Source organism: Halodurantibacterium flavum (assembly GCF_042681825.1).
Classification (GTDB): Bacteria; Pseudomonadota; Alphaproteobacteria; order Rhodobacterales; family Rhodobacteraceae; genus Halodurantibacterium; species Halodurantibacterium flavum.
In genome coordinates, this window is sequence record NZ_JBHUGH010000028.1 from 1 (window position 1) to 12,120 (window position 12,120).

The following is a 12,120-nucleotide window of genomic DNA, read 5'->3' on the forward strand; positions in this document are numbered from 1 at the left end:
TCTGACATTGGGGTTTTATGGCGACTAGATGATTAGCTCCGCATGGTGCCGGTGAAACTCCTAAATGTTTCAACCAGGCTCGAAGTTGCTGTGCAGGAGCGCTCGAATACCCCATCTATTATAGTCGCATTCCTAAGCTGAACCAAGATAATTGAGGCGGGATATCAACGGGAAGACCGGAACACGGAAAAACTGATTCGTTCGCGCTTCGATGGTGGAGGCACGCGAAAGTGGCAGGTTGCACTCTTTTAGAACAACTCTAAAGTGGTCGCCAATCACAAGCGCCTTGATGCGCTATTACGCAAGCCCAACATCCCGAAACTCAAATCGGCGATGGAGCCAGCATTTTGACAACGGGCTTTCGACATGCACAACACAATTCCCCGCAAGGTAAACAGCTCAACGATCGGCCTCGCGCTCATGGCATCGGCGTCATTGATCGTACCGATTGTGGACGGCATCGCGAAGCTGCTGGGAGAAACGCTGTCGCCCCTGCTGGTCGCCTGGGCAAGATATGCGGCGGCAACACTTGTCGTCTTGCCGATCGCTCTCGCGGCGCGGGGCCGAAGAGTCTTTCCACGACAGGGCCTTGCCATGCAGTTCTTCCGAACGCTTTGCCTGGTCATCGCGATGACCCTTTTCTTCGTCTCATTGCAATGGGCGACCCTCGCTTCTGCTATTGCGGCATACTTTTCCGGGCCCATCGTCGCAATGCTGCTGTCGGTTCTGTTCCTCAATGAACGGCTGACCATCGCGAAAGGCACGAGCCTCGTCCTTGCGGTCTTCGGCGCCTTGATCGTGCTGCAACCGTTCGGCGGTGGCAGTCTGGGCACAGGCATCGCTCTCTTGGCCGGTTGCTTTCATGGCGTCTACCTCGTCGTCACCAAGCTCTCCGCGTCCCGCAGCGACTCCCTTCAGACGCTGTGCTTTCAATGCCTTGTCGGAACGCTTCTGCTCAGCCCGCAAGCGGCCCTCACATTCGAAGTACCCTCCGTTGACCTGCTTTGGTTGATCCTGTCCATGGGGCTATCTCTGCCCTCGCCCACTTCCTGACCATTCAGGCCTTCCGCTATGCGGAGGCCAGCATCTTGTCTCCGCTGGTCTATATGGAGCTCGTCGGTGCGGTCGCATTCGGTGCTGCGGTGTTCGGCAATCTTCCCGGCCCTGCAACACTCATCGGCGGCACCCTGATCGCACTGTCAGGTTTGGTGTTGCAAAGATCTCAAACGGAAACCGATTGACGGCACGCGTGCAGGCTTCATAGCGTTCTCGCCTTGATCTGTCGCGACACGGCACGCTCGCGTGCCGCAACTGGCAAATGTCAACCCTCCTCGAAGGCTTCCGCATCGGAAGGTGTAGGGTAGTAGTCAGCCTTGATGGCGACAAAGATGTGTTTACCGATACGCAATCCGGTGGTGACATCCAGGCACCCCGCCGCGATCCCGATCCCGCGTTCACCGTTCATGCGGTAGAATAGGCTGGAACCACATTTGGCGCAGAACCCGCGTTTTGCCGTCTCAGACGAGACATACCACCGTAGCCCTGAATCTTGCGTGAAGGTCAAGTCGTCGAACGCAGCATGTATCGAGGCCCAAAGATGCCCACTGGTGCGGCGGCACTGACTGCAATGGCAGACGGTGACGGTGACGGTCTCCCGAACGTGTTTCACCTCGAAGGCCACCGCGCCGCATTCACATCTGCCCGTCAGCCTTCCAATCCTCCCTGTCATCGCCAAGAGCATTTCTCATGATCGGCCCCGCGTGTCGGAACGCCGCGCGACCTCGGTAAACCCTGCCCGCCGGAACTTGCCCGCGAACCCTGTCCACGCATAGACCGACGGGTATTTGTTGCGCGGCGTGTCGATTGGGTAACCCTCGACGATGGTAGCGCCGCAGCTGTGCGCCCAGTCCACGGCCGCGTTCAGAAGTTTGAGCGAGAGGCCCGTGCGCCTGAACCGTTTGTCGATAAAAAAACAGGAAACCGACCAGACATCCAATTCATCCACCGGCTTGAGTACCCGCGACGAGGCGAGACGCGGAAACGCGGCCCTGCGATCAATCTGGATCCAGCCAATGACGTCCGTGCCCGCCTTGGCGACAAGCCCGGGGGCCTCGCCCTGATCGAACAGTGCCTTCATCGCTTGTCGGTTTCCTTCGCCTTTTCCGGCCTTTATCTCCTTGGCTGTACGCCGCCACAACATGCACCAGCAGCCGCCGCAGCCCCCTTTCTCACCCATGAGGGCTTCGAAATCAGCCCAGATTGCGGGCTGGATCTCTATCGCTTTTGCGGTTTCGGTAGATGAGACCATGTCCGCACTCCATTTTCCTTCATCTCAGCATTCTATGAACCGGCTTGCCTCTGTTCACGCAGGATGGTGAAGACACCGCTCGCAATAATGATCGCCGCGCCGAGAAATGTCATCGCGTCCGGGCTCTCGCGCCAGATGAGCCAGCCGAAGAGCGTGGCCCATAGGAGCGCGGTGTAATCCAGCGGCGCCACCACGACCGCAGGGGCGAGGCGGAAGGCCTGTGTCATCATCGTCATCCCGGCGGTGCCGAACAAGGCAATGCCGGCGAACAGCCACAGGTCACCCAATCTGACGGGAACCCAGACGAACGGCACGATCAGCGCACTCAGCAACGCCCCCGCCCCGGTCAGATACACGAGCAGGGTCCACACGCTTTCGCGGGGGTCGACCCAACGGGCGCTCAGCATCAAAAGGGCATAGACGAGCGCCGTCGCGACGGGGAGCAGATGGATCAGTTGAAACGCGGCTCCCCCCGGGCGGATGATCACGAGAACCCCGAGAAACCCCGCCAGTACGGCCAGCCAGCGTCGCCAACCGACCTCCTCCGCCAGGAAAACGGCCGAGATCAGGGTGATGAAGAAGGGGGCGACGAAAATCAACGCGGTGGCTTCGGCCAACGCAAGATAGATAAAACTGGTGAAAAACATCATCGTGGCACCGACCCAAAGCGCACCACGCAGCAGGTGCGCAACGGGCCGGTGCGAGCGCAGTGCCGACGGGCCGCCCATGAACAGCGCGATGACTATGGTGATCGGCAGGGCGATCACGTTGCGCAGGAACAGGATCTGCAGCGGCGAATAGCCGGAGGTCAATGTCTTCGCAATCGCGTCATTAGCGCTCAGACAGGCCACCCCCACACACATCAGTAGGATGCCTTGCGTGTAGGACTCCTGCGCACCGGACGTCGTATTACTCATTGTCATCCTCCCCGGCAGTGCCTGCCCCTGCGAAAACGCCGTCCCATCGCAGGCTTTCAGCCGGCTGTCTGCGTGGACCAAACGATCCGAAGGATATTCTATGCAAGATTTCGGGAATTATTTTTGCTTTATTGCTACAAATCTCACGAAAGCCAGCATGATGCAGCTGCCCGACGCAAAAAGGAGGAATGAACCATGCACGAGATTGACGAGGTGGACCGGCGCATCTTGCGCGTCATGCAGGCGGATGGAGCGCTTTCGGTCACGGACATCGCGGACCGGATCGGGCTCTCTCAGTCGCCGTGTTCGCGGCGCGTTTCCCGGCTCACCGAACAAGGGATCATTCTTGGCAAGACGGTGATCCTCGACCGGAAAAAGCTAGGCTTCAACGCGATCGTCCTGGTGCGGATCAAACTGACGTCGCACGGTCGCAAGTCGTTTGAGAAGTTCCAGCAGGCCGTTTTGCGCATTCCAGAGGTTCAGGTCGTTCAACTCATGCTCGGCGATTACGATTTCAACGTACGGGTGGTGGTGCGCGACATGGATCATTTCCACGCCCTTCTGCGCGACCAGATCGTCTTGCTCCCCGGGGTTCAGGAAATCCAGAGCTCCGTGCTACTGGATGAGCTGAAATACACGACGCAACTCCCGCTGTGAATGCAGCTCCTCCTTATGCGACAAGCCTGAAACGTCCCCAAGGGGATCTGCAAACTGCCGCGTGCGGCCGCCCGCTGCTCAGTTGTAAAGCCGCCCTTTTCTCGACGCTGGAGCGGACCCGCGCACTGGTTTCCGACGGTCGGCTGTGACGACAGGGCGGGTCCGCGATGAGAACCCGCCCAGACCACATGGGCACCCCCAACAGCATACACCAAGGTCGCAACGCAGGCGCGTAGTGATCCATCTTCACACCGGGTCCGCCGGTGCTCGCTCGCGCCCGGAATGGGTCCAGAGCGCTACGAACAGGCCGATCAGGGTCAGCGCAGCGGCGGCGAAGAAGGTCATCGAGAAGGCACGGGAGACATCCGCGACCGTCGCCTCAGCCGCGTCGCCCGTGCCCATGACGGTGACGAACAGGGTCGACATCGCGGAGGCACCCGTCATCAGCCCAAGATTGCGTGACAGGCCGAGCAGGCCGGAAAGGCGTCCGCGCTGCTCGGGCGACGCGCCGGACATGACCGCGGTGTTGTTGGCCGCCAGGAACAACTGGAAAGCCGGGGTCAGCACGATCAGCGCCGCGATATATCCGCCGACGCCGAACAGGCGCGGCAGAAAGGCAAGGCAGAGCAGCCCGAGCATGGTCTGCATCAGCCCCGCAAGCATCACGCGCCGCGCGCCGAAACGGTCGGTCAGCCATCCCGAGGGCACCCCGGAGAGCGCCGCGACAACCGGCCCGACGGCCAGGACCAACCCGACAACGGCCTCGCCCAGGCCAAGCGAGAAGGTCAGGAAGAACGGGCCGACGACCAGGGTCGCCATCATGACGGTGCCCACCAGGATGTTCATGGCGACCCCTGCCCCCGTCCTTTTGTCGATGAGGACAGCCATCGGCACAAGCGGCACGCTCGCGCGGGTCTCCACCATCACGAAGCACGCCGTCGCGGCCAATGCCACCACCACGAGCACGGTCTTCGAGACAGGAACACCTGTGGCGCCGCCGCTCGTGGCGAGGGAATAGGCCCCGAGTGCGGCAATCAGCAGGGCGGTCCCCGGCAGGTCCAGCGACCGGAACGACGCCCGGTTCTTCAGGCGGTCACGACGGATGACGAAGACAACGAGAATCAGTGTCAGCCCCGCGACCGCTCCGAGCAGCCAAAAGGCCAACCGCCAGTCGCTCCAGGCGAGCACAAGACCGCCGAGCGCGGGCCCGAGCGCGGTTCCGATAGCCGAGGTCGTACCCAGCAATCCCATGGCCTTGCCGAGTTGCCCGGAAGGCACGAGATCGCGCGCGATCGACATCGTGAGCGCGATCAGGATCGCCCCGCCCACCCCCTGAAGAACACGCCCGAGGATCAGCAGGCCGAGGCTCGGCGCGGTCGCGCAGAGGACCGATGCGGACATGAAGACGATCAGGCCGGCGATCATGACCCGGCGATGGCCGAACAGATCGCCAAGCCGCCCGGCCGAGACGATGGTGACCGTCACCGCCATGAGATAGGCCAGCACGACCCATTGGGCTTGCGAGATTGTGACTTCGAAGCTGCGGGTCAGGGTCGGCAGCAGCACCGAGGCAACGCTGATCCCAAGCGAAGCGGTCAGGGAGGCGGCGGCCAGTGCCGTCAGGATGGGTAGCGGCGTGCGCATCTCGGAGGTTTCGGTCATGGCTGGACCCCTTGCGTTGACGATTCACGGCGGATCCCCTGCCACTTCAAGTCCACTTGAGGTCAACCGTGAAACTTCTCGATATCGGGGTCCTGTCGAAACAGAGCGGTGTCTCCCCCTCGACACTGCGCTATTACGAGGAAATCGGCCTGATCCAGTCGGTCGGACGGCATGGGCTGCGGCGGCAATTCGATGCACAGGCGGCCACGCAACTTGCGCTGATCTCATTGGGCAAGATGGCCGGATTCTCTCTGGAGGACATCAAGGGCATGTTCGCCCGGGACGGCACACCTCGATTGCCGCGCGCCGAATTGCACCTTCGCGCCGATGCGCTCGACGCACAGATCCGCGGCCTCACGCGGTTGCGCGACGCCCTGCATCATGTGGCGGGTTGCCCGGCCGAAAGCCACATGGACTGCCCGAAATTCAAACGCCTTATGGACTTTGCCGCCCGCACGAATACCAGACACCAGGCATGACAGTGCCCGCCCAACAACTTGGCGCACCGGTCGTCATGAGGCCAACGTCATAGCCCGTTACGACCTTCGGATTGCTGAGTGAGGGCCCGGCCTTTCGACCGGGGCCTCACGGCCTCGCTACTCGCCTCGGCGACCGTTGGGGCGGGACCAGATCAGCGCGTAGGTCTCGCCGTCTTCGTCGTCGAAGAGGTTGGCGTAGATCGGGGCGGTGAAGCTCGGATCATCGAGCTTGAGGCCCAGATAGTCGCGGCCCTCGCCCGAGCGCTTGGACCAGGCAGCACCGATCTCGGCGCGGCCGACCAGGACCCGGTGGCTGGGGGCGTTCTCGCCGGTGGCGCGGGTGTCGGGAACGATGCGCACGCCCTGGACCTGGACGCTGAGGGTGACGATTTCGCCGGTGAATTCGTTGCCGGTCTTCTTGAAGGTGCCGATGGTAGCCATTTAAAGCCTCCGTTTTCCGTTTCCGGGTCCGCACCATTGCGGCCCGATGGCGATCGACAGGCCGGAGAGGACAGGCGGCGCACCCCGCTTTGCCGGGGGCTGGACAGCAAAGGCAGAACTTTCTTGTCTCGCGCGGAATGGGCGCAGCCCAGGGGAAGAAAGTTATGGCGGCGCTGTTGCGCAAAGCCGGTCGAGGCGTAGCCGATCTTCGGCCAGATCAGGCCATTTTAGAGGCCGTATGGAGCGGACATGGGACGGGTAAGGAACGGAGACAATGGCAACCGCGGATGCTCATCAGCCTGACCGGCTTTTCACCGGCAGGTTTATTCACCCGCGACAGGCCATGCGCATCGTTCTCCAGATGCCCCGACCGACGTGCTCCCCGCGATCACAGGTGCGATTTGCCGCTCGAACGGTCGGCCATTCCCAGCACGGCCAAGGGCCGCAACGCGGGCCACATGCTGATCCGCATACCTCCTCCATACAGGCATCCTGATGATGGGATGGCATTCCTGCCCTGATCAGGTCCCGCTTCATGGGGTCGGCCGCTCACGGAATGGGGCTCAAAACGGATACGCGGCAGCGCAGCGGATCGGACAGTTTGTGGGCAACTACGGACGCCGAGTCCGGCCCAGTCCCGCCGCTCGAAGCGTGCGCCGGTGCGGCAGTGCAGCTTCACCGAAGCGGCCATCCATCCCCGCCGCAGCATTTCCAACCCCCGAGGCCAGCTGTGCGGACCTTTCCGCCGTTCGCTGCGTCTGCGCGGTGTGAGATTTTCGCAGTGGCCTCATGGCGATCCTGAAATCGGTGCCGTCAGGCAGCCCCGTAGCTGGAGAAGATTTCCGTCCCGCCATCTTTGAGGATCAGGAACACATCGTAGGCTTCCCGCTCATCCTCAGGACCCATGCCCGGTGATCCGTAAGGCATGCCGGGCACGGCGAGACCAGTGGCATCGGGGCGCTCTGAGAGCAGCCGTCGAATGTCGGCCGTCGGCACGTGTCCTTCGATCATGTAGCCCTCGATCTCGCCGGTGTGGCAGGAGGTCATGCTCTGAGGGATGCCGTTTTCGAGCTTGTGCCGGATCAGGAGGGTGCCGAAGCTGCTCTCGGTGGTGACCTTGAATCCGTCCTCTTGCAGGATCTCGATCCAGGCGGTGCAGCAGCCACAGTTCGGATCTTTCAGAACGTGGATAGCGGGAGAGCTTTGGGCCAGCCCGGTGGTCGGCGCCGCAGCAGCGAAGCAAGCGGCCGAGGTCATCATGGCGCGGCGGGTGAGGGTCATCAGGCTTCCTTTCAGGTCGTTGCGGCTGCTTGATCGGGGCGCGTCTCAGCGGTCAGACCGACGTGCCCCGCAGGTTCAGGTGTGCCAGCGGGCTGGAAGAACAGCAGGCGGAGCGCGTTCATCGTGACCAGCACCGTGGCGCCGGTATCCGCAAGGATCGCTATCCAGAGGCCGGTGATACCAAGGACGGTTGTTACGAGGAAGACCGCCTTCAGCCCGAGGGCGATTGCGATGTTCTGGCGGATGTTCGACATGGTGGCCCGGGCGAGGCGGAGCTTGCCCGGCACGTCGGTCACGCGGTTGCGCAGGATCGCCGCGTCGGCCGTCTCCAGCGCGACATCCGTGCCCGAACCCATGGCAACGCCGACATGCGCGGCGGCAAGCGCGGGTGCGTCGTTGATCCCGTCGCCGATCATCATCACCCGGGCGTCCGTCGTCAGGTCGCGGATCGCCGTCACCTTGTCTTCCGGCATCAGTTCGGAGCGATGCTCGATCCCGAGCCCCTCGGCGATGGCTTGGGCCGTGCGCGGATTGTCCCCCGTCAGCATGACCGAAGAGATGCCCAGACCGCGCAGCTGTGCGATAGCGTTCGCCGCGTCGTCCCGCGGCTCGTCCCTGAGCGCGATGAGGCCCTGAGGCATGTCATTGCAGAGCACGATGACCACCGTCTTGCCCTCGGCTTCCAGGGCCGCCACGCGGGTCCGCAGGTCGTCCGTGAACGCGCCGCGCTCGTTCGCCAGCCGCGGGGAGCCCACGGTGACGGTCACTCCGTCGATGGAGGCTTGCGCCCCCTTGCCGGGAAGCGCGCGGCTGCCGGTGGCCGTCGCCGCGTCCACGCCGCGCCGCGCGGCCTCGGCGCAGATGGCCTGTCCAAGCGGATGGCTCGCGCCGCTCTCTACCCCGGCGGCAAGCGCCATCAGGTTGTCGTCGCTTCCACTCAACACAGAGACATCTGTCACGCGGGGCCTGCCATGTGTGAGCGTCCCGGTCTTGTCGAAGGCGACATGGGTCGTGCGGGCCGCCGCCTCGATCACCGCGCCACCCTTCATCAGCAGACCGTTGCGCGCTCCCGTGGACAGGGCCGAAGTGATCGAGGCTGGCACCGAGATCACCAGCGCACAGGGGCAGCCGATCAGCAGCAGCGCAAGCGCCCGGTAGACCCAGTCGCCCCAAGCCAGCCCGAAGGCCAGCGGCGGGACGACGGCGACGAGAACGGCGACTCCGACCACAGCGGGCATGTAGACCCGGCTGAACCGGTCGATGAAGCGCTCGGTCGGGGCGCGGGCGCTCTCGGCCTCTTCCACGAGGCGGACAATGCGGGCGATGGTGTTATCCTCGGCCGCCTTTGTAACCCGCACGCGCAGCAGAGCTTCGGTGTTGATCGACCCCGCGAAGACCTCCGCGCCCGGTTCCTTGAGGCTCGGGACGCTCTCGCCGGTCACCGGGCTTTCGTCGACACCCGACGTGCCGTCGATCACCTCGCCGTCGCAGGGTACGCGATCGCCGGGGCGGACCTGAACGACCTGACCCAACTGGAGCCTTTCGGCGGCGACCTCCCGTGTCTTGCCACCCACTTCGAGCCGGGCCGTCTTCGGCACGAGCTTCGAGAGTGCGCGAATGCTGTCGCGCGCCTTGCCCGCAGAGACGCCTTCCAGGAGTTCGCCCACGGCGAAGAGGAAAACGACGAGCGCCGCCTCTTCCGGCTCGCCGATGAGCAGCGCGCCACCAGCGGCGATGGTCATCAGCATCTCGATCGTGAAGGGCATTCCGGCCCGCGTCATGGCGAGGGCGCGCTGCGCCACGGGCACAATCCCGACCAGTGTCGCCAGGACGAATGCCCAATGTGCGATCTCAGTCGGCAGGATAAGGCGGGACGCCCAAGCCGCCGCGAGCAATGCGCCGGTGCCGAGCACGAGGCGCCCCTTCGACGTTTTCAACCAGGAGGTTGGCGCGTCATCGGCAGGCCCGGTGATCTCCTCCGGCTCGCTGTCGATCTCCACGGCCTCCGCCGCATCCGGAAAGGCGCCTTCCGGCAAGACAAAGCCGCCCTTGGGCTTCTCCGGCCGCGCGCCTTTTGGCGCGATCCCGAAGCCGACGCCGCGCACTGCCTTCTCGATGTCCTCTGGCGGGGTCTGTGTCTCATCGAGCGTCAGTCGCAACCGCTCGGCCATCAGGGCGACATCGACATGCTCGACGCCCGGCAGGCGCTCGACTGCGCCGCGCACCTTGGCGGCGCAAGAACCGCAATCCATGCCTGTCACACGCCATTCGCGTTGTCGTGTGCTCGTGTCTGCCATGAAGCCTCTCCGTCGTGATTCTTCGACCGACCCTTGATATAGGACCTACAGCAACTGTAGGTTCAAGCTGGGTGAGAAGGTTTTCCGGATCTTTGGCCACGAGGGACACGACGCTCCAACGAGGGAGGGAGACGCTTATGCTGTCCATTGGGACGCTGGCAAAGCGGACCGGCACCAAGGTGCAAACGATCCGCTATTACGAACAGATCGGCTTGATGCCCGAGCCTGGGCGCAGCGAGGGTGGTCAGCGCCGATACGGGGCAGCGGAACTCGATCGGCTCGCGTTTATCCGGCACTCTCGGCAGCTTGGCTTTTCGCTGGAGGCGATACGGGAACTTCTGGACCTCTCGGACAGCCCGGAAAGGTCCTGTGCGCAGGTCGATGCTGTTGCTCAGAAGCAACTCCATGAGGTTGAGGCGCGCATCGCCCGGCTTGAGGCGCTCCGGCTCGAACTGCAACGGATGATCGGCGAATGCCGGGCCGATCGGGTTGCGAACTGCCGCATCCTTGAGGTGTTACGCGACCACGAAGAGTGCCTCTCCGATCATGATCGGCCCGGCTCCTGATGCCGACCGTATTGATCTATCCGTTCGCCGCCCTGGCCGAGATCGCCGGCTGCTTTGCAATCTGGGCCTGGTGGCGGGGCGCGTCGATCTTCTGGCTGCTGCCAGGGATTGCGAGCCTTGTGCTGTTCGGCTGGCTTCTGGCACAGGTCGAAGCGGGTTTCGCCGGTCGAGCCTATGCCGCCTACGGGGGCGTCTACATCGCCGCGTCGGTTCTCTGGATGTGGAGTGCAGAGGGACAGCGGCCTGACGTATGGGACATCGCCGGTGCCTGCCTGTGCCTGATCGGCGCCGCAGTGATCCTTCTCGCACCACGCGCAGGTTGATAAGGGCTCGAAGCGGCCATTTCAAGGAAGGACAGCGCTCACGCGCTGCCCTCCGCCAGGCGATAGACCGGGATGCCCAGCTTGCGGGCCTTGTCGGCGAGATTTTCCTGAATACCGGTGCCGGGAAAGATGATGACCCCGATCGGCATTGTATCGAGCATCCGGTCGTTGCGCTTGAAGGGCGCGGCCTTGGCGTGTTTGGTCCAATCGGGCTTAAAGGCGACCTGCGGGACCTTGCGGTTATTGGCCCAGGTGGCTGCGATGCGTTCGGCACCCTTCGGCGATCCGCCGTGGAGGAGCACCATGTCCGGGTGCTTGGCATGCACCTGATCGAGCTTGGCCCAGATCGTCCGGTGATCGGTGGTATCACCGCCCGAGAAGGCGATCTTCGGCCCGGCGGGCAGCAGCACCTCGTTGTCGGCCCGGTGTTTGGCGGCGATGAAGTCGCGGCTGTCGATCATGGCCGAGGTCATCTGGCGATGGTTGACCCGTGAACCGGAGCGCGGCGACCAAGGCGTTCCGGTGGTGCGCAGGTAGATGTCGGCGGCGGTGTCGCGGAAGGTTTCCATGCTGTCGCGGCGCTCGATCAGGCTCTGGCCGATGCCGATCAGGGTCTCCAGCTGGACGGATTTGACTTCGCTGCCGTCCTGTTCGCGCTGAAGGCGCTTCTGCGCCTGCTCGTTATTGTCGAGTTTGCGTTCGATCCGTTCCACGGCGCGGTGGAAGGTGTTGACGGTGGACCACATGATCTCGTCGAGGTCGAAATCGAGGCTGGTATCGGCCATGGTGGAAATCAGAGCATCGAAGATGTCGGTAACCGCGCCCTGGATCGCGTCGTCTTCGGGTGTGATCCGGGGATCGGCCTCGTCCTCGGCGGGACGGTAGCCATAAAGTTCGAGCGCTTCGATGACATGGCCGGTGGAAGACGTGCTGTGATCGGGTTCGAATTCGTCATGGGCATACATGGGATGTGTCCTTCGGCTGGACCGCGACCGTCACGGCCTTCATGGCGACGACAAGCCCACGGGCGCTCCGGCCTGGCAGCCCGAGCCCTTTGCGAGGGCCTTGATGGCAAAGCCCGGCTGATTTGATGATGTGGACACCCCCACCCCAACCGTCGAATCTGGTTTCAACGGTTCCCCGGGAAGAAGGAGTGGTTGGATATGTCCGGAATGATCATTGGCCTCGA

Annotated in this window: 14 protein-coding genes; 6 read left to right on the forward strand and 8 right to left on the reverse strand. The window is 63.3% G+C overall.

All coding sequences use genetic code 11. The annotated features are described in order from the left end of the window. The first annotated feature begins 366 nt into the window (after positions 1-366). Both ACFSGJ_RS17350 and ACFSGJ_RS17355 read left to right on the forward strand, forming a co-directional pair. The gene (locus ACFSGJ_RS17350) at positions 367-1,053 is read left to right on the forward strand and encodes a DMT family transporter (RefSeq protein ID WP_390264736.1); all 687 of its coding nucleotides are present in this window, start codon (positions 367-369) and stop codon (positions 1,051-1,053) included. 35 nt (positions 1,054-1,088) lie between these two features. Continuing rightward, a complete protein-coding gene (locus tag ACFSGJ_RS17355; protein ID WP_390264738.1) occupies positions 1,089-1,241 on the forward strand; it encodes a hypothetical protein in 153 nt (50 codons plus the stop codon). 80 nt (positions 1,242-1,321) lie between these two features. Here the strand turns inward: ACFSGJ_RS17355 and ACFSGJ_RS17360 are convergent, their stop codons facing one another. From ACFSGJ_RS17360 to ACFSGJ_RS17370, 3 genes are read right to left on the reverse strand one after another with little or no spacing between them, the layout of a single operon-like run. Then, entirely contained in the window at positions 1,322-1,741 is a 420-nt protein-coding gene (locus ACFSGJ_RS17360; protein WP_465262137.1) for a GFA family protein, read from the reverse strand. Between the two features lie 3 nt (positions 1,742-1,744). Then, complete coding sequence (locus ACFSGJ_RS17365) at positions 1,745-2,308, reverse strand: GNAT family N-acetyltransferase (protein ID WP_390264744.1); 564 nt, start codon at positions 2,306-2,308, stop codon at positions 1,745-1,747. A 32-nt stretch (positions 2,309-2,340) separates the two neighbouring features. Then, positions 2,341-3,225 carry a DMT family transporter gene (locus ACFSGJ_RS17370; protein ID WP_390264747.1) on the reverse strand — a complete coding sequence of 295 codons (885 nt, stop codon included), beginning with the start codon at positions 3,223-3,225 and terminating at the stop codon, positions 2,341-2,343. 195 nt (positions 3,226-3,420) lie between these two features. Between ACFSGJ_RS17370 and ACFSGJ_RS17375 the strand changes: the two genes are divergently transcribed. Beyond that, the gene (locus ACFSGJ_RS17375) at positions 3,421-3,882 is read left to right on the forward strand and encodes an Lrp/AsnC family transcriptional regulator (protein WP_390264750.1); all 462 of its coding nucleotides are present in this window, start codon (positions 3,421-3,423) and stop codon (positions 3,880-3,882) included. 246 nt (positions 3,883-4,128) lie between these two features. On the opposite strand, the gene ACFSGJ_RS17380 is transcribed toward ACFSGJ_RS17375, so the two are convergent. Continuing rightward, positions 4,129-5,544 carry an MFS transporter gene (locus tag ACFSGJ_RS17380; protein ID WP_390264753.1) on the reverse strand — a complete coding sequence of 472 codons (1,416 nt, stop codon included), beginning with the start codon at positions 5,542-5,544 and terminating at the stop codon, positions 4,129-4,131. A gap of 68 nt (positions 5,545-5,612) precedes the next feature. Here ACFSGJ_RS17380 and ACFSGJ_RS17385 point away from each other — a divergent pair, with 68 nt between their 5' ends. Then, on the forward strand, positions 5,613-6,023 hold the full coding sequence (locus tag ACFSGJ_RS17385) for a helix-turn-helix domain-containing protein (RefSeq protein ID WP_390264755.1): 411 nt from the start codon (positions 5,613-5,615) through the stop codon (positions 6,021-6,023). 117 nt (positions 6,024-6,140) lie between these two features. Here ACFSGJ_RS17385 and ACFSGJ_RS17390 read toward each other — a convergent pair whose 3' ends face one another. From ACFSGJ_RS17390 to ACFSGJ_RS17400, 3 genes are all read right to left on the reverse strand, one after another. Next, positions 6,141-6,464, reverse strand: coding sequence for a DUF736 domain-containing protein (locus ACFSGJ_RS17390; protein ID WP_390264758.1), 324 nt, complete (start codon positions 6,462-6,464; stop codon positions 6,141-6,143). An 813-nt stretch (positions 6,465-7,277) separates the two neighbouring features. Next, positions 7,278-7,745 (reverse strand): DUF411 domain-containing protein, encoded by a 468-nt coding sequence (locus tag ACFSGJ_RS17395; RefSeq protein WP_390264761.1) that lies wholly within the window; start codon positions 7,743-7,745, stop codon positions 7,278-7,280. Positions 7,746-7,756: 11 nt separating this feature from the next. Further along, a complete protein-coding gene (locus ACFSGJ_RS17400; RefSeq protein ID WP_390264764.1) occupies positions 7,757-10,042 on the reverse strand; it encodes a heavy metal translocating P-type ATPase in 2,286 nt (761 codons plus the stop codon). Between the two features lie 137 nt (positions 10,043-10,179). Between ACFSGJ_RS17400 and ACFSGJ_RS17405 the strand changes: the two genes are divergently transcribed. Further along, positions 10,180-10,608: a MerR family transcriptional regulator gene (locus ACFSGJ_RS17405; RefSeq protein ID WP_390264767.1), complete on the forward strand. Its 429-nt coding sequence runs from the start codon at positions 10,180-10,182 to the stop codon at positions 10,606-10,608. Further along, positions 10,608-10,931: a YnfA family protein gene (locus ACFSGJ_RS17410; RefSeq protein ID WP_390264770.1), complete on the forward strand. Its 324-nt coding sequence runs from the start codon at positions 10,608-10,610 to the stop codon at positions 10,929-10,931. Before ACFSGJ_RS17405 ends, ACFSGJ_RS17410 begins: the two co-directional genes overlap by 1 nt. Positions 10,932-10,969: 38 nt before the next feature. Here ACFSGJ_RS17410 and ACFSGJ_RS17415 read toward each other — a convergent pair whose 3' ends face one another. Further along, on the reverse strand, positions 10,970-11,896 hold the full coding sequence (locus ACFSGJ_RS17415) for a DUF2493 domain-containing protein (RefSeq protein WP_390264773.1): 927 nt from the start codon (positions 11,894-11,896) through the stop codon (positions 10,970-10,972). Positions 11,897-12,120 lie beyond the last annotated feature (224 nt).

Coding starts and splice junctions, on each gene's coding strand:
- ACFSGJ_RS17360 (WP_465262137.1), bottom strand. CDS start 1,741: ATGCTCTTGGCGATGACAGGGAGGATTGGAAGGCTGACGGGCAGATGT.
- ACFSGJ_RS17415 (WP_390264773.1), bottom strand. CDS start 11,896: ATGTATGCCCATGACGAATTCGAACCCGATCACAGCACGTCTTCCACC.
- ACFSGJ_RS17380 (WP_390264753.1), bottom strand. CDS start 5,544: ATGACCGAAACCTCCGAGATGCGCACGCCGCTACCCATCCTGACGGCA.
- ACFSGJ_RS17405 (WP_390264767.1), top strand. CDS start 10,180: ATGCTGTCCATTGGGACGCTGGCAAAGCGGACCGGCACCAAGGTGCAA.
- ACFSGJ_RS17390 (WP_390264758.1), bottom strand. CDS start 6,464: ATGGCTACCATCGGCACCTTCAAGAAGACCGGCAACGAATTCACCGGC.
- ACFSGJ_RS17400 (WP_390264764.1), bottom strand. CDS start 10,042: ATGGCAGACACGAGCACACGACAACGCGAATGGCGTGTGACAGGCATG.
- ACFSGJ_RS17375 (WP_390264750.1), top strand. CDS start 3,421: ATGCACGAGATTGACGAGGTGGACCGGCGCATCTTGCGCGTCATGCAG.
- ACFSGJ_RS17365 (WP_390264744.1), bottom strand. CDS start 2,308: ATGGTCTCATCTACCGAAACCGCAAAAGCGATAGAGATCCAGCCCGCA.
- ACFSGJ_RS17410 (WP_390264770.1), top strand. CDS start 10,608: ATGCCGACCGTATTGATCTATCCGTTCGCCGCCCTGGCCGAGATCGCC.
- ACFSGJ_RS17350 (WP_390264736.1), top strand. CDS start 367: ATGCACAACACAATTCCCCGCAAGGTAAACAGCTCAACGATCGGCCTC.
- ACFSGJ_RS17395 (WP_390264761.1), bottom strand. CDS start 7,745: ATGACCCTCACCCGCCGCGCCATGATGACCTCGGCCGCTTGCTTCGCT.
- ACFSGJ_RS17370 (WP_390264747.1), bottom strand. CDS start 3,225: ATGAGTAATACGACGTCCGGTGCGCAGGAGTCCTACACGCAAGGCATC.